Raw genomic sequence first — 19,293 nt, 5'->3', positions numbered from 1 at the left:
CGGCAGAGGCTCGCCCGCCGTGATTGGCATGCCGCCATCGGAGTAATGACCGTCCTGGCCGTACCGCCGTGCCACGCTGTGGTCCCGATTGATCAGGGTCGCGTCAGGAGACCGGAATGCACCGCTCAGGCGAGGGGTCGTACGAGCGGATCCCTCCTGGCACCGGGCGCCCGTGATGGCGGGAAACGAGGAAGGGGGACATCGGGGACAGCCGCACCTTCCCGACCTGCACGTGCGCCTGCGTACCGAGTTGGCCAGGATCGACGAGCAACTGCGCTCCCTGCTGGCCTCCATGGACCGGCTGCAGGGCCTGCTGGACGCGGTGGTGTCCATCAGCCGGGAGGTGGAGCTGCCCGAGGTGCTGCGCCGCATCGTGACCACCGCCATGGATCTGGTCGGTGCTCGCTACGGGGCACTGGGCGTACTCGGCGAGTCCGGCGAGCACTTGGAGCAGTTCATCACCGCCGGCCTGTCCGAACAGGAGCGCGCCGAGCTGGCCGGGACCGGTCTGCCCCGCGGTCTGGGTGACACCCTGCTCGGCGTGGCCATCACCGTCCGCGGCGAGATCTACGGTGACCTCTACCTCTCCGAGCGGCGCGACGGACTTCCCTTCGACGTCCACGACGAGAACGTCGTCGTCGCCCTGGCCAGCGCCGCCGGAATCGCGATCGAGAAGGTCCGCCTGTTCGAACGGGTTCGCCTCGGAGCCGAGCAGTTCCAGCGGCTCCTGCTGCCCACCCTGCCGGACCTGCGCCCTTTCTCGGCCGCCGCCATCTACCGGCCGGCTGCCGAGCCCAGTCAACTCGGCGGGGACTGGTACGACGCCATCCCGCTGGCCGACGACATCGTGGCGGTCGTCATCGGCGACGTGGTCGGTCACGATCTGAAGGCCGCGGCCTCCATGGCCTCCACCCGCAACATGCTGAGGGCCCTGCTGTTCGACCAGAGCAATCCGCCCAGCGCCATCCTCGCCCAACTCGACCGCACCCTCCACGCCATCACGAGCAATCCCGTCACCACCACGACCCTGGCACGCATCGAACCCGAGGAACCGGGCTGGCGACTGCACTGGAGCACCGCGGGCCACGTCCCGCCCCTGCTGATCGCCCCCGGGCGCCCGGCGGAGTACCTCTTCGCCGAGCCCGGGGTACCGCTCGGGGTCGACCCCGAGCAGCCCCGCCCCGACCATTCCCGCTTCCTGCCCCCTGACGCCACCGTGGTGTTCTTCACGGACGGGCTGGTCGAACATCCCGAGCGCTCCATCGACGAGAGCCTCGACCGGCTCGTCGAACTCGTCGCGGTGTACGCCGGCCTGCCCCTGCAGGAGTTCGTTCAGGCTCTGGCCGATCACCACCCCAGTGACGGTCACGACGACCTGGCCATCCTCGCCCTCCACACCCCGAGCCCCTGATCCCGCGTCCCTCATCCGGCTCGACGGTGCCATGGAGGATCCGACGTATCCGACGGATGATGGACCTGCGGGGCGATATCGATGCGGAGGTGTCGCCTGATGACTGCTGCGCGGCCCGGGCGGCTCCGGCAGGCCGGCTTCGCCGCCCTGGAGATCTGCGCCGTCGCCGCGCTGTACTACGGCTCAGCCAAGCTGGGGCTGGTCCAGCAACTGGTGGGAGGCCAGGTCACCCCCCTGTGGCCGCCGACCGGTATCGCCCTGGCGAGCCTGCTCCAGCGCGGCCTGCGGGTCTGGCCCGGGATCGCGCTGGGCGCGTTCCTGGTCAACCTCCCGCTCGGCCCGTCGGTCCCGGCCGTGCTCGCGATCGTGGCGGGAAACACCCTCGCGCCCGTCTGCTCGTACGCGCTGCTCCGCCGTACGGGGTTCCGCGCGGAACTGGACCGTCTGCAGGATGCGCTGGGGCTGATCTTCCTCGGTGCGCTCTCCGGGATGCTGATCAGCGCGACGGTGGGCAGCGGGACCCTGGCCCTCGCCGGTGCGCTGAGCGCCGAGGAGTTCTGGCCGACGTGGTCGGTCTGGTGGACGGGCGACGCGATGGGCGTACTGGTGGTGACGCCCGTCCTGCTCGTCCTGCGCTTCGCCCGGTGGCCGAAAGGTGTGCGGGCCTCCCGTTGGGCCGAGGGACTGCTGCTCCTGGCAGCCACGCTCGGCGTCGGTTTCCTCGAGACCAGCAGCACGCCGCTCATGTTCCTCGGCTTCCCGCTGCTGATCTGGGCGGCCTTCCGCTTCCAGCTGGCCGGGGCCGCGCTGTGCGCCCTGTCCGTGTCGACCTTCGCCATCGTCGCCGCTGCCCGCGGCTCGGGCCCGTTCGCCGGTCATGACCTGCTCACCAACATGATCACCCTGCAGGCGTTCAACGGTTCTTCCTCGCTGACCGCGCTGCTGGTCGCGGCCGCCGTCAGCCAGCGCAACCAGACCCAGACGGAGATCGCGCGGGCCTGCAGGCTGCTGGCCGAGATGGTGGCCACGGCCACCGCCGGCGGCCACCATCCCAGGCTCCCCGATCGCGGGGGCGAGACGACGGCGGACGTCCCCCGGCAGGGAAGCGCCGACCGGACCGGCGACTGAGCTGCGACGCCGGCGGCCGTTCCAAGAACGTATCAAGGTAGCTTCTCGGGTCGGCTGCTGCGCAGGGCCGAGGCATCGGCTGATGGGCGCGCCCTGTTCCGCAGGGACCAGAGCGTGAACGACGCCGCGTACCGGGAACGTTGGACGCACGACAAAGTGGTGCGCTCGACGCACGGTGTGAACTGCACCGGGTCCTGTTCGTGGCAGGTGTACGTGAAGGACGGGCTGATCACCTGGGAGACGCAGGCGACGGACTGTCCCACCGCCGGTCCCGACCGCCCCGAGTACGAGCCGCGCGGTGCGTCGTTCTCCTGGTACACCTACTCGCCGACCCGGGTGCGCTACCCGGACAGGCGCCGCCGCTACCAGGGGGCGCGCGGGAAGGGCGGGCTGGTCCGGATCGGCGGCACCACGCCAACGCCGTCCTGGTCGGCGGCGGCGCCGGGCTGGCCACGCTCACCGGCCTGGCGGTCCTGCCGGTGCGGCGGTGGCGCACGCCGGCAGTGCACGCCGCCACCAGCCGCAGCGACCGGGCGGTCCTGCCGCTGCTGGCCGCCGTCCTCCTCGCCGGGCTGACGGCCACCGCCACGACGCTGGAAGCCCACCCGTACGACTACCGGCACGGCGTCTCCGTGTGGTTCCGGTCCCTGCTTACCCTGGAACCCGACGTGCCCGCCCTGGCCGCGGCCCCGCCGGCCCGCCGCTGACAGGAGGACTTCGATGCGCAAGGTGACCTACTCGATGGGCGTCTCCCTCGACGGCTACATCGTCGGGCCGGACGGCCGCTTCGACTGGACGGAGCCCGACGAGAACGTCTTCCGCTTCTGGATCGACGAGATCCGAAATGTCGACGTCCACCTGATGGGGCGACGGCTCTACGAGACGATGCTGTACTGGGAGACCGCCGACCAGGATCGATCGCTCGACGGTCCCGAGCTGGAATGGGCCGCGCTCTGGAACCCGCTCCCGAAGGTGGTGTTCTCCACCACGCTGTCGGAGGTGCTGGGCAACGCCCGCCTGGTCTCCGGCGGCCTGGCGGAGGAGATCGAGCGGTTGCGGGCCGAGCCCGGGGAGGGCGACATCGCGATCGGCGGCGCGACCCTCGCCGCCGAGGCGGCCGCATCGGGTCTGATCGACGAGTACCGGGCCGTGGTCCATCCGGTACTGGTCGGCGGTGGCATTCCGTTCTTTCCCCGGGACGAGCGCCGGGTGGATCTCGAACTCGTCGAGACCCGCACCTTCAGCTCGAAGGTCGTCTACCTCCGCTACCGCGTCGCGCGCCGGTCGGCGGAAGGGGTGGCGTGAGGGGCCGACGGGACCGGGTACCGTCTTTGTCATGTTCTTCCAGAGGCCGATTTACGAGTGAGAGCGTGACGGGCCGCCGCTGACGCCCTTCGATGTCGCCGCGCCCGTCCCCCACCGATGAATCCGTAGATCACTTCACGTCACCACCGGGAGAAGCCGTGACCGACAGCAAGAACATCAACAACCCCGTGGGCCAGGGCGGCGGCCAGCGCAAGAAGCTGTCCCGCACCGAACGGCAGAACAACGGGCCGCACCGCAACCTCGACCGCCAGGGTGCCGCCGACCGGAAGGCGGAGCTGGTGCGCAAGATGCGCGAGAAGGCACGGGCGGCTGAGGGCGCGGCGGGGCAGGCGGGCGAGGACACCGCACAGAGCTGACCGGCTGTCGCCGTTTCCCGCTCTGCACATGAGGTGCAAGCTGGAAGGGAGACCGTCCTCCGATCCCGGGCACGGGCTCGGCGGACGCGCTCTCGTCACTCCGAGTGAGCTCCTCGTAGCTCGGCGGGAGGCAGCGATATGACGCAGCAGGCCACCGGGACGCGCTGGCACCTGGCCGGCGACTGGTTCGACGTATGCAAGTGCGCGATTCCGTGCCCGTGCACGTTCGCGCAGCCCCCGACCTACGGCGACTGCGAAGGCGTCATGGTCTGGCACATCCGGGAAGGCAACTTCGGCGACGTTCGGCTCGACGATCTCAATGTCGTGATGCTCGGGTCGTTCGAGGGCAACCCGTGGGCCGGCACGCACACCGAGCCGTACGCCGCGGTCTTCCTGGACGAGCGTGCCGACGATCAGCAGCGGGCCGCGCTCGGGACCGTCTTCGGCGGTGAGGCGGGCGGATGGCCGGCGGAGTTCGGGGCGATGTTCCACCCCGAGATGCGGGGCATGGACGTCGTCCCGATCCACGTGGAGATCGACGAGGATCTCGCCACGTGGCGAGCCGAGATCCCGGGCCGTGTCACGGCGGCCGCCGAGGCGCTCACCGGCCCGACCACCCCGAACGGCGCACGCGTCCAGGTCCTCAACTCCCCGGGCTCCGAGGTGGGACCGGGGCAGGTCGCCACGTGGGGGCGGGCCACCGCCGACCGCGCCGACGCGTTCGGCTTCTCCTGGGAACACACCGGGAAGTCGAGCAAGTACTTCCCCTTCGACTGGAGCGGCCCTGACTGAACAGCCCATCTGCGCGTCGCCCGATGGCCGGATCTGAGACAACCTCGTCATTGCGGACACAGGCCGTTGACGCCAATGATCGGTGCATGCCCTCACCGCGAAGAGTCGTCATCGTTGCGTTCCCCGGCGTCGAACTGCTCGACGTCACGGGACCCACCGAGGTGTTCTCCGTGGCGTCCCGGGTTCTCGCGGAATCGGGGCAGCCGGGCTACCGGATCCAGATCGCGACGGAGGCCGGAGGGGAGGTCGCGACCTCCAGCGGCGTACGGCTGGTGTCCGACCTGACGCTGGGGGAAGTGGACGGCAGGGTCGACACCCTGCTCGTGTCCGGAGCGGTCATCCACACCGGAAACCGGGTCGAGGCGGTCATCGACGAGACGGTCACCGCCTGGCTGCGGGAGGGCGAACCCCGCGCCCGCAGGATCGGCTCGATCTGCGCCGGCGCCCACCTGCTGGCGGACGCCGGGCTGCTGACGGGGCGGCGGGCCACGACCCACTGGCTCACCGCCGCGCAACTGGCCACCGATCACCCGGACATCGCCGTCGACCCGGACCCCATCTTCATCCGGTCCGGGCAGGTGTGGACGTGCGCGGGAGTCACCTCGGGGATGGACATGGCCCTCGCGATGGTGGCGGAGGACCACGGCCAGGCCGTCGCCCTCGCCACCGCCCGCATGATGGTCATGTACGTCAAGCGCTCGGGCGGGCAGAGCCAGTTCAGCGTGCCCCTCTCGCTCCAGACCGCCCCCGACGATCCGGTGGAAGAGCTGTGCCGGTGGGTCACCGAGCACCCGCGCGAAGAGCTGTCCACCGAAGCGCTCGCCGCCCGCCTGAACCTCAGCCCCCGTCATTTCTCACGGACGTTCGTCAGGCGTACGGGCAGCACCCCCGCCTCGTACGTGGAAACCGTACGGCTCGAAGCGGCCCGCCGGCTGCTGGAGGAAACCGCACTGAACCTTCCGGAGATCGCCGCCGACAGTGGACTGGGCTCGGTGAAGACGCTGCACCGGTCCTTCCAGCGCCGGCTGGGAACCACTCCCGCCGAGTACCGCCGGCGCTTCCGGTAGCCCCGGCAGCGACGACCAACCACCCCAGGAGCACCCATGCCCGCCACGAAAATCATCCCGATCCCCGTCCTGGGCAGGCACGCGGTCAACGCCTACCTGCTGCTGGGCCGGCGCCCCGTCGTCGTCGACGCCGGAACACCCGGCAGCGCCCGCAGGATCCACGACCACGTAGCCGCGCACGGAGTCGACCCGGCGGACATCGCACTGATCGTCCTCACCCACGGGCACATCGACCACTTCGGCTCCGCGGCCGAGCTGCACCGGCTGACCGGAGCCCCCGTCGCGGGCCACGTCGCCGACCTCGAACCGTACCGAACCGGCCGCGCCCGCCTGCCGTACATGCCCACCGGCCCGATGGGCCGCCTGATGAACCGCAACAGGAACCTGCACGTCCGAGCCGAACCGATCGAGCCCGGGATCCTGCTCCGCGGGGAAACCGACCTCGACGCATTCGGGATCACCGCCCGCATCATGCCCACTCCCGGACACACCGCCGGGTCGGTATCCGTCATCACCGACACAGGAGACCTGGTCGCCGGCGACCTGGTCGCCAACTCCTTCATGGGACTCATCCCCGGCAAGCCCGCCAACCCGCCCTTCCACGACGATCCGCTGGGCAACCTCGCCAGCCTGCGCGCAATGCTCGCGCTCGACCCCACCCGCCTGCACGTCGGCCACGGAACCCCGCTGGATCCGGACCGCGTACGGCGCTGGGCGGACCGGGAGGAGCACCGCCTCGCCCGCCTCGCCACGCGCGGACGCCTGACCACCCGTAGGGGCGTGGACGGGGCCGAGCCCCTCCCGACGTGATCACGGGCCGGGTGGCTACGCGTTCGGCAGGCGTGCCATGTCGGACACCGGTCCCAGATGGCCGAGCTTGTCGGGGTTGGACACGGAGTGCAGGGCCCGGACCAAGCCGTCGGCGATGTCCAGCTCGATCACCGACGCGACGCGCCCCTCGGCGTCGTACGTCACCGCGCCCGGCCGGCCGTTGATCCACGCCGGCCGGAGGGCAGCGCCGAGCATCAGGACCCGGCGGATCCCGCCGACGAGCAGCTGTCCGACGCGCTGCGGATCGGTCACCGGGTTCCGGGTCGCCCGCGCCTTGCCGCCGCCGTCCCCGTGGAACACCACGTCGGGCGCGAGCATGCCGAGCAGCGCGTCCATGTCACCGCCCTCGGCGGCCTCGAAGAACCTGCGGGCGAGCTCCGCACCCTCGGCCCGTCGCGCCGGGGCCGGTGCGCTGTTGGCGTCCCGCCCTCCGGCAGCGACGCGCTTCCTGGCCCGGGCGAAGATCTGCCGGCAGTTCGCCTCGGTCTTGCCGGTGGTGGCGGCCACGTCCGGGTAGCCGTACCCGAACACCTCGCGCAGCACGAACACCGCCCGCTCCACCGGGGAAAGGGCCTCCAGCAGTACGAGGAACGCCATCGACAGGGAGTCGGCCAGCTCGGCGTGCTCGGCCGGCCCCCGCCGGTCCGTGGTCACGACGACCGGCTCGGGCAGCCAGCTCCCCACGTAGGTCTCACGCCGTACCCGGGCCGAGCTCAGGTGGTTGATTCCCAGTCGGGTCACCGCCGTGGTCAGGTACGCCTTCGGCGCGTCGATCACGGTTCCCGCCTGGTGTGCCCGGGTGAGGCCGAGGAACGCGTCCTGCACGATGTCCTCGGCGTCGCCCACCGATCCGGTCATCCCGTAGGCGATGGAGAACATCAGCGGCCGGTAGCCGGCCTCGTCCATCCCACCCGTCGATCCCGGCACAGAACCCTCCCCCGACTCGCACACTGCGGTCCCCGGTCGAGCCGGCCGCCTCCGCCTGCCCGCCCGTTCCAAGATCCACACGATGTTCAGCAGGCTATCCGAAGCCCCCGGCCCTCCCGCCAGGACGCCGCCGGCGAGACGCACGTCACATTCACGGCTGTCACAGCCTGCCGGGGTGCCCTGTCTTAGAGGGACAACAGCGAGCAACGACAAGGGAGTACACGATGAACGCCCGTCTGAACGTCTTCACCAGCCCGGTCGCCGCCAAGGCCTGGAAGCACATCATCGCGGCGGGCAACGCCCTCGGGGACTCGACCCTGCCGGCCGCGACCCGCGAACTGGTGATGCTCCGCGCCAGCCAGATCAACGGCTGCGCCGGATGCATCGACATGCACACCAAGGACGCCACCGCCGCCGGTGAGACCGCCGTACGCCTCCACCTGGTCGCGGCCTGGCGGGAGGCCACCGTCTTCACCGACGCCGAACGCGCCGCCCTGGACCTGGCCGAACAGGCCACCCGCATCGCCGATGCCGCCGGTGGCGTCCCCGACGAGGTCTGGGCGAACGCCGCCAAGCACTACGACGAGGAACAGCTCGCCGCCCTGGTGACCCAGATAGCCGTCATCAACGCCTTCAACCGCTTGAACGTCACCGTCCAGCAGCCCGCCGGCCACTACCAGCCCGGCATGCACGGATAACCAGCCGATCGCCACGCCGATGCACGGGGCCGCTTCGGCCCCGCATCCTTCACCGGCTGACCGGGACGGTGTCCGGCTACACCCCGCTGCGGGCATCCGGGCGTCCTGACGAGTGAACCCACGCGTGTCCTGAAGGGCTCAGGACGGTCATGCCGCACAACGTGGGTGAAGGCCCCGAATCGGCGTGAGGACGCGACGAGATGACGACCGTGGTGGTGACCGGCGCGACCGGGAACGTCGGACGGCACGTCGTGGGCGAGCTGCGCCGGCTGGGCATCGCCCACCGCGCGCTCACCCGCGACCCGGAAAGAGCCACTGCCGTACTGGGCCCCGGCACCGACCTCGCTCGGGGGGACTTCACCGATCCCGCATCGCTGCGTGCCGCCTTCGCGGGCGCCGAGCAGGCCTTCCTCAGCTGCGCCAACGACCCGCGGCAGGTCGAGAACGCCGCGCACGCGATCGAGGCCGCCGCCACGGCCGGCCTCCGGCGGGTCGTCTTCCTGTCCACGGTCACAGCCGAGGTCGGCGCCGCGAAGACGTTCGCCGATCAGCACGGCCGCATCGAGCACCGGCTGCGCTCGGCGGGGATCCCTTTCGTGGTTCTCCGGTCCGGCTTCCTGATGTCGAACCTCCTCGGTTCGTTGCCGACGATCGGGCAGGCCGGCCGAATCTTCCTGCCCGCGGATGACGCCCGTGTCGCCATGATCGACCCCCGCGACGTGGCCGCCTGCGCGGTCGCGGCGCTCTCCGGGCAGAGCCGGGACGGCGAGACCCACGTGATCACCGGCCCGGAGGCCATCACCTTCGCCGACGTCGCCCACCGGCTCTCCACCGCCCTCGGACGGACGGTGGAGTATGTCGCCGTACCCGACGAGGCAGCCCTGGCCGGCATGGTCGGGGCGGGCATGCCGCCGTGGCTCGCGGAGGGGGTGGTGGGCGTCTTCCAGCTGCTCCGGGAAGGCGCCAATGCCGACACCACCGACGCCGTGCGCCGACTGACCGGGCACGACCCACGCACCGTCGCCGAGTTCGCCCGCGACCTCATGGCACCGCTCCTGGGGCGCTGATGTCGCAGCGGGAGGCAGCACGGGGTGCCATGCCGCGAGGGGCAGGCCCGCTCGTCACCGCGACTGCCGCTTGCCGTGGTAGTGCTGGGCGAGCCGTGCGAGCGCGACGGCACCGAGGAGCAGTCCGAAGTCACGCAGCGCGATGTCGTAGTAGCCCGGGATGGTCAACAGGTTGACGATGATGCCCGCCAGCCAGCCGGCCACCAGCCAGCCCCCGAAGCGGGGCGCCAGCGCCACGGTGACACCGGCCACGATCTCGATCACGCCCACCGCGTACATGGCCGCCTGGGCGCTGCCGGGAACGATGTCGTCGATCCACGGCGCGAGGTAGGTGGGCCAGTCCACGAGCAGGTTGGCGAACTTGTCCAGTCCGAACAGGATCGGCGCCACCGTGAATCCGGCACGCAGGATCACGAACGCCTGGTAGCCGGGATCGGTCAGCGCCGGCCGCCGCGGGGCGGCGGAGGTGGGGCTGCTGGGGGTGGGGCTGCTGGGGGTGGGGGTGGTTTCGGAGGTCATGACCCCTCCTTCTATCGACAAGGTTCATTAACAATAGAAACCCCGTTTCTCTCTATAGTCAATGGCCGTGAGTTTTACACTGGTGTTCGTGGATACCGCCAAGGAAGTGCGCGACGCCGAAGTCTCCGCCATCGCCGCTCTCGACGAGCCGACCCGCAGGAGGCTGTACGACCACGTGGTGCGCCAGCCGGGCCCGGTCGGCAAGGACGAGGCTGCCGCCGCCCTCGGGCTGCCACGGCAGACCGCCGCGTTCCACCTGGACCGGCTGGCCGCCGAATCACTTCTCGACGTGGTCTACGAGCGCCGCAGCGGGCGCTCCGGACCGGGGGCGGGCAGGCCCGCCAAGCTCTACCGCCGCTCGGCGAAGCAGATCACCGTCAACCTGCCGGACCGCCGCTACGAGCTGGCCGGACGGCTCCTCGCCCAAGCCGTGGAGGAAGCGGACGCGTCCGGCGAGCCGGTGCGGGAGGTGCTGCACCGCAAGGCCGAGGAACTGGGCAGGCAACTGGGCGAGCAGAACAGGACGGGCCTCGTCGACCTACTGGAGCGATACGGCTTCGAGCCGCACCGCGAGGGCGAGGGGGAGGGCGAGGCCATCGTTCTGGCCAACTGCCCCTTCCACGCGCTGGCCCGGGAGCACACCCGCACGGTCTGCGGCATGAACCTCCATCTGCTGCGCGGCGTCCTCAGCGCCCTGGACGAGCCGGGACTCGAGGCACACCTGGCCCCCACCCCCGACCGATGCTGCGTCCGCCTGCAGCCGACCGCCTGATCAGTCCTGTGATCCGCTGGAGAGGGCCGCCGGCGCCCACGCGGCCCGGACGGCCCGCCTCCCGATGTGCGGCTCATCCCCGCCCGGTGGGGGCGCCCTCGGGCTGCTCACTTGAGAAGGTGTAGTCGGACACCTCGCCGTACGCACCCTCGAACGACAGCCCGAAGGCATCCGAATTACCGGTGGTGCGGCCCAGCGTGAATTCCGGGGAGAACCCGAACATCGCGTTCTTCATCGTCGTGGGGCCGCCATCCGGCCCCCTGAGGGGTTCGAATTCCAGCTCGGTCTTCCCGCCGACGCTCAGCCGCGGCGTCTCTCCGTCGGACAGCGAGACGCTCGCGCGCTCCAGGCCCAGGTACTCGCCGTAGAACTGCGAGAGTTCACCGAAGGCACCGCCTTCGCGCCCGGACACGATGCGCTCCAGAGCGTCGGTCTGTTCGTCAGTCGCCCCCTCGTCGATGACGAGGGCGACCTTCCAGTTGCCGGAGGTCAGGTTGGAGGGGAAGTAGTTGTAGAGGACGAAGTCCACCCCGGACAGATTGACATCGTCCAAGCGCCCTTCTTCCACATGGAAGGCGGCACACCCGAGGCACTCCTCACGCCCCTGCGGGTCGTGCGGCTTCGCGTCAACGGCGCAGCCGCACACCACCGCGCACGAGCAACCAGCCAAGTAATTTCCGGAGATACTCCACGTCATGACGGCTCCCAATCGTTCCACGATGTGTCGTCGCCCGACCGCACGGACGACGCCGGCATCGAGAGCTGCCGGTGGAGAACGCGCGGGGGGGGAGAGCGAACACACCAGGAAGCGACGCGCTTCTGCCCTCGGCGACGGCGGCACGAGACGCCCCGCCGACCTTTTGTGCGGTGCGAGTCTCCATGGTCGACCCACTCCACAGGCAGATGTCCGGACCCCGGGAGCTTCCTCTCCTTCCAGGCTAAGGCAGCACGCACTTTTTGATGTCCGGCGAGCCTTGCCGAGCAGGGGATACGCGCCCGGCCGACCCCACGCAGGCACCCGAGTGGTACGCGAACATCACCCTCACTTCGCGGCCCCGCGCGCCCGCACCCGAGCCCGTGCGGCCCGCCTGCTCGCCTTCGACCCACGCCACATGCGTACGAGAAGGATGGCGGCCGAGGCGGCGAACAGACCGGCGGTGATCAGCAGCCACCGTGCCAGGAACCCGTCCGCGGGAAGGCCAGTGGACGCGGTGAAGTGACCCACCTGTCGGAAGACCAGCGGCCACCAGACCAGCAGCAGGACTCCGGCGACGAAGCCCGGCACGCGGACGTGGTTGACGCTCACCCGCGCCACGGGGCTCCCCTCATCCGCGGCCGGACCGAAGAGCGCCTGCGCCGCCCGGTCCGTCACCGAGTACAGCGGCAGCAGCACCAGATCGTGCAGGAGTGCCGCGCCGACGAACCACAGGGCCACTGCGACTCCGTCTCCCTTGAGCAGTCTCACGCCGGCATAGACGGCGAGGGTGAAGGAGGCGAGGACCAGGAGCAGGTGGAGCGGGGAGGCGCCGTAGCGGCGGCGGAAGGCGACCGTGCCCGCGTCCGGGAGGTGGAACTTCATGCCGGCTCTCCGAAGGTGAGGCGGGTGACCCACTTGGTGTTGTGGACACCGGGGGCGCCGGGAACCATCACGCGGGCCGGGTACCCGTGGTCGTGGGAGAGGACGGCCCCGTTGACGCGCACGGCGAGGAGCGAGCGGGCGTCACGGGCCTGGTTGTCGCGCAGGACCACGGAGCTGAACGACCCGCCGCGCTGCACCGACTCCACCAGCACCCGCGGGGTGTCCGTGCCGAGGCCGACGAGAGCGGCCAGCTCGGTGAGGCGGACCCCGCTCCAGTGCTGGTCGGGGGTCGACCAGCCCTCCACGCAGGCGATGGGCAGGGACGACTCGCTCTGGGGCAGGGCCAGCAGCTGGTCGTAGGTCAGGTCGACCTGCCGGCCGGCACCGCGTACGGTCAGCCGCCAGGCGGGGCCGATGTCGCTGGGCCGGATACCGACCGAGGCGGCCGTCTTGTTGATCTGGAAGCCGTTCGGTCCGGAGCCGGGCTCCTGCCCGTGCGGGGCGAGCAGTGCCGTCTGCCGGAACCAGCCGCCCACGCTCTGCCCGGCGGTCACCACGAGCAGCGCCAGCGACCCCAGCCCGACCATGCCAAGCGCACCCCGGCGGGAGATCGTCGGCGCCGCCGGACGGGGCGAGACCAGCCCGGCCGCCTCCTGCGCACCGGCCGCCGGCTCCCCCGGCCGGATCCCGACCGCGTGCAGGGCCCTCGGCAGGCGGAAGACCACATGCACCACGAAGGCACCGATGAACACCCAGGCCCCGTAGAAGTGCAGTGTGTAGAAGGAGCCCGGGAAGACGTAGTGCAGCTGCACGTTGAGGATGCCGGTGACGAACTCGAACCCCGCACCGCCCACCAGCAGGAGCAGGGACAATCGCTCGATGCCATGGGCGACCGACCGTACCGGAGGCCACTCGAACAGCTTCGGGATCACCGACCACAGCTTCGCCAGGAGCACCGGCACCAGCACGACCCCGAGCGTGACGTGCACCCCCTGGGTGACCCGGTAGAGCCAGTACGGGGACGTCGGCCAGGAGAACAGGTAGAAGCCGAGCCACCCCTTGTCCGGCGTCTGGTCGTTCACCGCCGCCAGATCCGGGTTGTACGCGGCGTACGACAGCAGGCCCGTCCCGAACAGGACGGTGATGCCGACCAGCAGGACCAGCCCGAACACCGCCGTCAGCCACGGCCCCCGCAGAGGGCTGCGCCAGAACTCGGGACGCGACGGGCCCGGCGGCGACCCTGCCGACCGGGCGGATGCCAGGGCCGCCCGAAGTCGTGCCGACGACGCCGGGGTGGATCGACCCGCGCCCGGTTCCGGACGCGAAGGGCCGGGAGGTGCGGCCGGTGCACCGCCCTCGCGAGGTGCGGGCCGGTCCGGTGGCCTCTGCTCCTCGGGCGAGGGCCGCGGCGCGTCGTCGGAGCCGCCCGGCCCCCTGCCATCCGCATCCACGCGATACCTCCACAGCTCCCGCATGCCAGGGACTACCGGACATCCCCGCCGAGGAGAACATGCCGCACCGAAGCCACAGACCTCCCGTGACACGCCAGCCCGAAGCCGGCCCAGCACGATCCGGCGGGTGGAGGTGCTCTCGCGGGCCCCGCCGCCGCCGCCGTATGACGGAAGTCTTACGTGCGCGCGTGGGAGACCGCCCCGACGCTCGGCACTGCGTAGCGTCCTGGACATGCGCGTACTCGTCACCGGAGGAGCCGGGTTCATCGGCTCCCACATCGTCACCGCCCTCAAGGACCGCGGGCACGAGCCCATCGTCCTCGACGCCCTGCTGCCCGCCGCCCACCCCGACGCGCCACCGCTGCCGGACGCGGAATTCGTCCGGGCCGACGTACGGGACGCCGGCGCGGTCCGGGTGGCGCTGCGCGGAGTGGACGCGGTGTGCCACCAAGCCGCGATGGTCGGTCTCGGAAAGGACTTCGCCGACGCTCCCGAGTACGTCGGCTGCAACGACCTCGGGACGGCGGTGCTGCTCGCGGAAATGGCGCACGCCGGGGTCCGGGAACTCGTGCTCGCCGGGTCGATGGTGGTCTACGGAGAGGGCCGCTACACCTGTGAGCGGCACGGAACGGTCCGCCCCGGCCCGCGGCGGACCGAGGACCTGACCGCCGGGTGCTTCGAGCCCCGCTGCCCCGACTGCGGGGCCGAGCTGTCGCCTGGCCTGGTCGGCGAGGACGCGCCGACGGATCCGCGGAACGTCTACGCGACGACGAAGCTGGCCCAGGAACACCTGGCGGCCTCCTGGGCCCGCTGCGCGGAGGGCCGTGCGGTGTCGCTGCGCTACCACAACGTGTACGGGCCGGGGATGCCGCGCGACACCCCCTACGCCGGGGTGGCGTCGTTCTTCCGGTCCGCGCTGGCCAGGGGCGAGGCTCCCCGGGTCTTCGAGGACGGTGCGCAGCGGCGGGACTTCGTCCACGTCGCGGATGTGGCCTCGGCGAACGTGGTGGCGCTGGAGGCGGTCGCCGGCATGTCCCCCGGGCGGCTGAGCGCGTACAACACGGGCAGCGGGGAACCGCACACGGTCGGCGAGATGGCGTCCGCACTCGCCTCGGCGCACGGCGGACCGGCGCCGGTGGTCACGCGCGAGTTCCGCCTCGGCGACGTACGGCACATCACCGCCGACTCCGCCCGGCTGCGCGACGAACTGGGCTGGCGTCCGGAAGTGTCCTTCGCCGACGGGATGGCCGAGTTCGCCCGCTCCGGTCAGCGCGCGTCGGCGGGTGCCGTCGGCTGAGGCCGCGCTGCGGGCCGTTCCGGGCGGTGCGGCCTACGCGGGGGCCGGGAGGGTCAGTTCGAAGCGGCAGCCGCCCGGCACGTTGTGGACGTCGGCGTGGCCGGAGTGGGCCTCGACGATGCCGCGGACGATGGCCAGGCCCAGGCCCGCGCCCGAGGGAGGCGTACGCGCCTGGGACCCCCGCCAGCCCGTATCGAAGACGCGGGGCAGGTCCTCCTCCGGGATGCCGCCGCAGGCATCGGTGACCGACAGCACCACCGCGTCGGCGCGGCGTTCGGCGGCGATCGCGACGGTGCCGTCGGCCGGGGTGTGGCGGATGGCGTTGACCAGCAGGTTGGACAGCACCCGGGTCATCTCCTTGCCGTCGACCTCCACCGGCAGCGGGGCCACGCCCCCGCCGGCCAGGCGCACCCCGTGCTCGCGGGCCAGGGCGTCCGCACCCGCGAGCGCATCGCCGACCAGGTCGTAGAGGGACATCCTGGTCGGGCTGAGGGAGAGTGCGCCCGCATGGATGCGGGACAGCTCGAACAGGTCGGTGACCATGGAGTTGAGGCGTTCCACCTCGGCCCGCATCTGCTGGTGGTAACGGGCCGGATCGGCCACCACGCCGTCCTCCAGCGCCTCCGACATCGCGCGCAGCCCCGCCAGCGGAGTGCGCAGGTCGTGCGAGATCCATGCGACGAGCTCGCGCCTGGAGGTCTCCAGCGCCCGCTCGCGTTCGCGTGAGGCCGCGAGGCGTTCGCTGGTGAGGGCCAGTTCACGGCTCAGGGCCGCGAGTTCGGCGGGGGCGGGAACCACGGGAGCCGCGAAGGTGCCGTCTTCCCCGAAGTCGCGTGCCGCGCCGACGAGTTCCCGGCAGCGCAACACCATCTGTCGCCCCAGCAGCAGCGCCGTGCCCAGCGACACGGCGGCGGCCATCGCGACGACGGTGGTCACCACGGCGAGGTCGTGGGAGGACAGGAACATCGCCCAGGCCACGGACAGGGTCCCGGCGAGCATCGCGGAGACGGCGACGGCGGCGACGACCGCGAGGGACACGGCGACGCTCCGCCGTCGCAGTATCCGCAGCGCGACGGCGCCGAGCAGCCCGGCGGCCGCCGCGCCGAGGAAGGCGTACAGGGCGATCAGCAGCAGGTCACGCACGGCCGCCCTCCGCCCGGTCGGACCGGTACGGGCCCGCCTCGAAGCGGTATCCGGCGCCCCATACGGTCCGGATCAGCTGCGGATCGGCCGGATCCTTCTCGATCTTGCTCCGTAGCCTGCGGACGTGGACGGTGACGGTGGACAGGTCGCCGAAGTCCCAGCCCCAGACCTCGCGCATCAGCCGTTCCCGGTCACAGACCTGCCCGGGATGCCGGAGGAAGTAGGCGAGGAGGTCGAACTCCCGCAGGGTGAGGGGAAGCTCCTCTCCGTCCCTCGTCACCCGGCGGGCGGCGGGGTCCACCGCCAGGCCGGCCGCCGCGAGCCGGGGCTCGGTGGCGGGGGCCGTGGAGGCCGCCCTGCGCAGCACCGACCGCACGCGCAGGACCAGCTCGCGCGGGCTGAAGGGCTTCGTCACGTAGTCGTCCGCCCCCACCTCCAGGCCCAGGATCCGGTCGTCTTCGTCGCCTCGCGCGGTGAGCATGACCACGGGCAGGGAAGGCCTCCCGTCCGCCCGGGCCCGCAGCCGGCGGCAGACCTCCAGGCCGTCCATGCCGGGCAGCATCAGGTCGAGGACGACGAGGTCGGGCCGGTGCCGGGCGGCGGCTTCCAGCGCGGCGGGCCCGTCCGCGGCCCGGTGCACGGTGAACCCGGCCCGCTCCAGGTAGCCGGCCACGACCTCCGAGACGGTCGGGTCGTCGTCCACCACCAGGACGCGGCCCGTGACGTCGCCGGAGGCGGGGCCGCGGTCGATCTCGTTGCTCGATGCCATGACTCCAGGGTGACAGCGCACCGCCCCCGAGTGGACCCGGGCCTGCCGCCATGCGACGCGCTGTCCGCGTTTCGTAAGGTCTTCGGGCCCCTTTCTCCGCCGTCCGGTTCCTACGGTGTCGAGGGTGACTTCTTCTGATTGCCGTCCGCCCCGCGCGGACCTCGTACTGCCGTGCCTCGACGAGGCGGAGGCGCTGCCCTGGGTATTGGCGCGGGTGCCGGCCGGTTGGCGGGCCATCGTCGTCGACAACGGCTCCACCGACGGCTCTGCGGACATCGCCCGCGGCCTCGGCGCCACCGTCGTGCACGAGTCCCGGCGTGGCTTCGGCGCCGCCTGCCACGCCGGGCTGCTCGCCGCGCGCGCCGACCTGGTCTGCTTCTGCGACTGCGACGCTTCCATGGACCCCGGCCTGCTGGCCCCGATGGCCGAACGGGTCGCGGCCGGCGAGACGGACCTGCTGCTCGGCCGGCGCCGCCCGCAGCAGCACGGCGTCTGGCCGGCGCACGCGCGGGCCGGGAACTTCGCCCTGGCCCGGATGCTGCGCCGTCGTACCGGCTTGCGGCTGCACGACCTCGGGCCGATGCGGGTCGCGCGCCGCGAGGCGCTGCTCGGGCTGGAGCTGACCGACCGGCGCAGCGGATACCCGCTCCAGATGGTCGTACGGGCCGCCGACGCGGGGTGGCGGGTGGCCGAGACGGACATCCCGTACCTGCCCCGGTCGGGGAAGTCCAAGGTCACCGGAACCTGGCTGGGCACCTGGCACGCGGTGCGGGACATGCGCCGCGTGCTGGCCGAGCCTCCGGGGGCCCGATCCACACCGGCCGAGGGGATCTCCGCATGAGCACCCTCCTCGTCATCGCCAAGGCCCCCGTCGCGGGCCGTGTGAAAACCCGGCTGACCACGGCGTTCACCCCGCAGCAGGCAGCCGACCTGGCCCTCGCCTCGCTCCAGGACACCCTCGCCGCCGTCCTCGCCACGCCGGCGCGGCGCCGCGTCCTGGTCCTCGACGGACGTCCGGGACCCTGGGTCCCGGACGGCATCGAGGTCGTCCCGCAGGGCACGGGCGGCCTGGACGCGCGGCTGGCCGACGCCTTCGCCCTGGCCGACGGGCCGGCCCTGCTCGTCGGCATGGACACCCCGCAGGTCACCCCCGGCCTCCTCGCGCTCGGGCTCGACTTCACCGAGGCGGACGCCTGGTTCGGGCCCGCAGACGACGGAGGGTTCTGGGCGCTCGGCCTGGCCGACCCCGACCCGGCGCTGCTGCTCGGCGTGCCCATGTCCGTGGCCCACACCGGCGAGGTCCAGCGGCGGCGCCTCACCGACGCGGGGCTGGCCGTACGGGACCTGCCCGGTCTGTGCGACGTGGACACCCCCGCCGACGCCGAACGGGTCGCCGCGGCCGCACCGCGGACGCGCTTCGCCGCCCTGCACTCCGGCCTGTGCGCGGTGACGCGATGACCGCCCAGCTCACCGGACCGGCCACGCGCGCCTGGCAGGCCGACCCGTACGCCGACGCGGTGCGCGCCGGCCAGGGCCCCCTCTACCTCCGCCGCCACGACGGCTGGCTGCTGCCCCTCGAAGTCGAGCGGTGGTGCGCCGAGCCCGACGCGGCCGACGGCACCGTCCTGGCCCGCTGTACCGGGCCCGTCCTCGACATCGGCTGCGGACCGGGCCGTCTGGTCGCCGCCCTCGCCCGCCTCGGACGCGTGGCGCTCGGTGTGGACGTCACCCCCGAGGCGGTGTCCCGTACCGTGCGGGCGGGCGGCAGCGCCCTGTGCCGGTCGGTGTTCGACCCGCTGCCGGGCGAAGGCGGCTGGGGCACCGTCCTCCTCATCGACGGCAACATCGGCATCGGCGGCAACCCGGCCGTCCTGCTGCGCCGGGCCGCCGAACTGACCGCACCCGGCGGCTCCCTGCTGGTCGAGGTGGCCACCGCCGATGTCGACGAACGCGTGGAGGTGTACGTCGAGGACGGCAGCGGGGGCCGTGGGGCGTCCTTCTGGTGGGCCCGCCTCGGCACCCGCGCCCTCCACACCGAGGCGAAGGCCGCGGGCTGGACCCCGCACGACACCTGGCGGGCGGCGGGCCGGCACTTCGTACACCTCAGGCTCTGACCGCTGCCGCGCGAAGGACCGCCGGGCCGGGATCCGCAGAAGTACG

Annotated in this window: 22 protein-coding genes and 1 pseudogene; 16 read left to right on the top strand and 7 right to left on the bottom strand. The window is 72.0% G+C overall.

What is annotated here, in order from left to right:
• Window positions 1–232 precede the first annotated feature (232 nt).
• The 9 genes and pseudogenes from ACFTXQ_RS00115 to ACFTXQ_RS00075 all read left to right on the top strand — a co-directional run bounded on the left by ACFTXQ_RS00115 (window position 233) and on the right by ACFTXQ_RS00075 (window position 6,890).
• Complete coding sequence (locus ACFTXQ_RS00115; protein ID WP_382634030.1) at window positions 233–1,411, top strand: PP2C family protein-serine/threonine phosphatase; 1,179 nt, start codon at window positions 233–235, stop codon at window positions 1,409–1,411.
• Window positions 1,412–1,510: 99 nt separating this feature from the next.
• Window positions 1,511–2,539, top strand: coding sequence for an MASE1 domain-containing protein (locus ACFTXQ_RS00110; RefSeq protein ID WP_382634027.1), 1,029 nt, complete (start codon window positions 1,511–1,513; stop codon window positions 2,537–2,539).
• A gap of 54 nt (window positions 2,540–2,593) precedes the next feature.
• A pseudogene (locus tag ACFTXQ_RS00105) lies at window positions 2,594–2,941 on the top strand (respiratory nitrate reductase subunit gamma); the annotation flags it as partial.
• Complete coding sequence (locus ACFTXQ_RS00100; RefSeq protein WP_382635086.1) at window positions 2,851–3,246, top strand: respiratory nitrate reductase subunit gamma; 396 nt, start codon at window positions 2,851–2,853, stop codon at window positions 3,244–3,246. The pseudogene ACFTXQ_RS00105 and the gene ACFTXQ_RS00100, both read left to right, overlap by 91 nt.
• Before the next feature lie 13 nt (window positions 3,247–3,259).
• Window positions 3,260–3,844 (top strand): dihydrofolate reductase family protein, encoded by a 585-nt coding sequence (locus ACFTXQ_RS00095; protein ID WP_382634025.1) that lies wholly within the window; start codon window positions 3,260–3,262, stop codon window positions 3,842–3,844.
• A 158-nt stretch (window positions 3,845–4,002) separates the two neighbouring features.
• Complete coding sequence (locus ACFTXQ_RS00090) at window positions 4,003–4,221, top strand: DUF6243 family protein (protein ID WP_382634023.1); 219 nt, start codon at window positions 4,003–4,005, stop codon at window positions 4,219–4,221.
• Window positions 4,222–4,359: 138 nt separating this feature from the next.
• On the top strand, window positions 4,360–5,013 hold the full coding sequence (locus ACFTXQ_RS00085) for a DUF1326 domain-containing protein (RefSeq protein ID WP_382634021.1): 654 nt from the start codon (window positions 4,360–4,362) through the stop codon (window positions 5,011–5,013).
• Between the two features lie 86 nt (window positions 5,014–5,099).
• Entirely contained in the window at window positions 5,100–6,080 is a 981-nt protein-coding gene (locus ACFTXQ_RS00080) for a GlxA family transcriptional regulator (RefSeq protein WP_382634018.1), read from the top strand.
• Between the two features lie 36 nt (window positions 6,081–6,116).
• Window positions 6,117–6,890, top strand: a complete 774-nt coding sequence (locus ACFTXQ_RS00075; RefSeq protein WP_382634015.1) for an MBL fold metallo-hydrolase — start codon at window positions 6,117–6,119, stop codon at window positions 6,888–6,890.
• Window positions 6,891–6,905: 15 nt separating this feature from the next.
• Here ACFTXQ_RS00075 and sigJ read toward each other — a convergent pair whose 3' ends face one another.
• A complete protein-coding gene (gene sigJ / locus ACFTXQ_RS00070; RefSeq protein WP_382635084.1) occupies window positions 6,906–7,817 on the bottom strand; it encodes an RNA polymerase sigma factor SigJ in 912 nt (303 codons plus the stop codon).
• A 245-nt stretch (window positions 7,818–8,062) separates the two neighbouring features.
• On the opposite strand from sigJ, the gene ACFTXQ_RS00065 reads away from it, so the two are divergent.
• Together ACFTXQ_RS00065 and ACFTXQ_RS00060 are read left to right on the top strand one after the other, a co-directional pair.
• Window positions 8,063–8,536, top strand: a complete 474-nt coding sequence (locus ACFTXQ_RS00065) for a carboxymuconolactone decarboxylase family protein (RefSeq protein ID WP_382634012.1) — start codon at window positions 8,063–8,065, stop codon at window positions 8,534–8,536.
• Window positions 8,537–8,736: 200 nt separating this feature from the next.
• On the top strand, window positions 8,737–9,603 hold the full coding sequence (locus ACFTXQ_RS00060; RefSeq protein ID WP_382634009.1) for an SDR family oxidoreductase: 867 nt from the start codon (window positions 8,737–8,739) through the stop codon (window positions 9,601–9,603).
• A 54-nt stretch (window positions 9,604–9,657) separates the two neighbouring features.
• Here the strand turns inward: ACFTXQ_RS00060 and ACFTXQ_RS00055 are convergent, their stop codons facing one another.
• Entirely contained in the window at window positions 9,658–10,122 is a 465-nt protein-coding gene (locus tag ACFTXQ_RS00055; protein ID WP_382634006.1) for a hypothetical protein, read from the bottom strand.
• A gap of 82 nt (window positions 10,123–10,204) precedes the next feature.
• On the opposite strand from ACFTXQ_RS00055, the gene ACFTXQ_RS00050 reads away from it, so the two are divergent.
• Window positions 10,205–10,894: a helix-turn-helix transcriptional regulator gene (locus ACFTXQ_RS00050; protein WP_382635082.1), complete on the top strand. Its 690-nt coding sequence runs from the start codon at window positions 10,205–10,207 to the stop codon at window positions 10,892–10,894.
• A gap of 73 nt (window positions 10,895–10,967) precedes the next feature.
• Here the strand turns inward: ACFTXQ_RS00050 and ACFTXQ_RS00045 are convergent, their stop codons facing one another.
• The 3 genes from ACFTXQ_RS00045 to ACFTXQ_RS00035 all read right to left on the bottom strand — a co-directional run bounded on the left by ACFTXQ_RS00045 (window position 10,968) and on the right by ACFTXQ_RS00035 (window position 13,735).
• Complete coding sequence (locus ACFTXQ_RS00045) at window positions 10,968–11,591, bottom strand: DUF1326 domain-containing protein (protein WP_382634004.1); 624 nt, start codon at window positions 11,589–11,591, stop codon at window positions 10,968–10,970.
• A 345-nt stretch (window positions 11,592–11,936) separates the two neighbouring features.
• Window positions 11,937–12,473 (bottom strand): hypothetical protein, encoded by a 537-nt coding sequence (locus ACFTXQ_RS00040; RefSeq protein WP_382634001.1) that lies wholly within the window; start codon window positions 12,471–12,473, stop codon window positions 11,937–11,939.
• Window positions 12,470–13,735 carry a molybdopterin-dependent oxidoreductase gene (locus tag ACFTXQ_RS00035; RefSeq protein WP_382635080.1) on the bottom strand — a complete coding sequence of 422 codons (1,266 nt, stop codon included), beginning with the start codon at window positions 13,733–13,735 and terminating at the stop codon, window positions 12,470–12,472. The genes ACFTXQ_RS00040 and ACFTXQ_RS00035 overlap by 4 nt, the downstream gene beginning before the upstream one ends.
• Window positions 13,736–14,156: 421 nt before the next feature.
• Between ACFTXQ_RS00035 and ACFTXQ_RS00030 the strand changes: the two genes are divergently transcribed.
• Window positions 14,157–15,221 carry an NAD-dependent epimerase/dehydratase family protein gene (locus tag ACFTXQ_RS00030; RefSeq protein ID WP_382633999.1) on the top strand — a complete coding sequence of 355 codons (1,065 nt, stop codon included), beginning with the start codon at window positions 14,157–14,159 and terminating at the stop codon, window positions 15,219–15,221.
• A 33-nt stretch (window positions 15,222–15,254) separates the two neighbouring features.
• Here the strand turns inward: ACFTXQ_RS00030 and ACFTXQ_RS00025 are convergent, their stop codons facing one another.
• Both ACFTXQ_RS00025 and ACFTXQ_RS00020 read right to left on the bottom strand, forming a co-directional pair.
• Window positions 15,255–16,364 carry a sensor histidine kinase gene (locus ACFTXQ_RS00025; protein ID WP_382633996.1) on the bottom strand — a complete coding sequence of 370 codons (1,110 nt, stop codon included), beginning with the start codon at window positions 16,362–16,364 and terminating at the stop codon, window positions 15,255–15,257.
• The gene (locus tag ACFTXQ_RS00020; RefSeq protein ID WP_382633995.1) at window positions 16,357–17,133 is read right to left on the bottom strand and encodes a response regulator transcription factor; all 777 of its coding nucleotides are present in this window, start codon (window positions 17,131–17,133) and stop codon (window positions 16,357–16,359) included. Before ACFTXQ_RS00020 ends, ACFTXQ_RS00025 begins: the two co-directional genes overlap by 8 nt.
• Before the next feature lie 115 nt (window positions 17,134–17,248).
• On the opposite strand from ACFTXQ_RS00020, the gene ACFTXQ_RS00015 reads away from it, so the two are divergent.
• From ACFTXQ_RS00015 to ACFTXQ_RS00005, 3 genes are read left to right on the top strand one after another with little or no spacing between them, the layout of a single operon-like run.
• Entirely contained in the window at window positions 17,249–17,974 is a 726-nt protein-coding gene (locus tag ACFTXQ_RS00015; protein ID WP_382633992.1) for a glycosyltransferase family 2 protein, read from the top strand.
• Window positions 17,971–18,591, top strand: a complete 621-nt coding sequence (locus ACFTXQ_RS00010; protein ID WP_382633990.1) for a DUF2064 domain-containing protein — start codon at window positions 17,971–17,973, stop codon at window positions 18,589–18,591. Before ACFTXQ_RS00015 ends, ACFTXQ_RS00010 begins: the two co-directional genes overlap by 4 nt.
• Window positions 18,588–19,247 (top strand): class I SAM-dependent methyltransferase, encoded by a 660-nt coding sequence (locus ACFTXQ_RS00005; protein ID WP_382633987.1) that lies wholly within the window; start codon window positions 18,588–18,590, stop codon window positions 19,245–19,247. Before ACFTXQ_RS00010 ends, ACFTXQ_RS00005 begins: the two co-directional genes overlap by 4 nt.
• The last annotated feature ends 46 nt before the right edge of the window (window positions 19,248–19,293 follow it).

The sequence above is a fragment of the Streptomyces sp. NPDC057010 genome, assembly GCF_042673805.1.
Taxonomy (GTDB): Bacteria; Actinomycetota; Actinomycetes; order Streptomycetales; family Streptomycetaceae; genus Streptomyces.
This window is presented reverse-complemented; position numbering and strand designations above follow the sequence as displayed.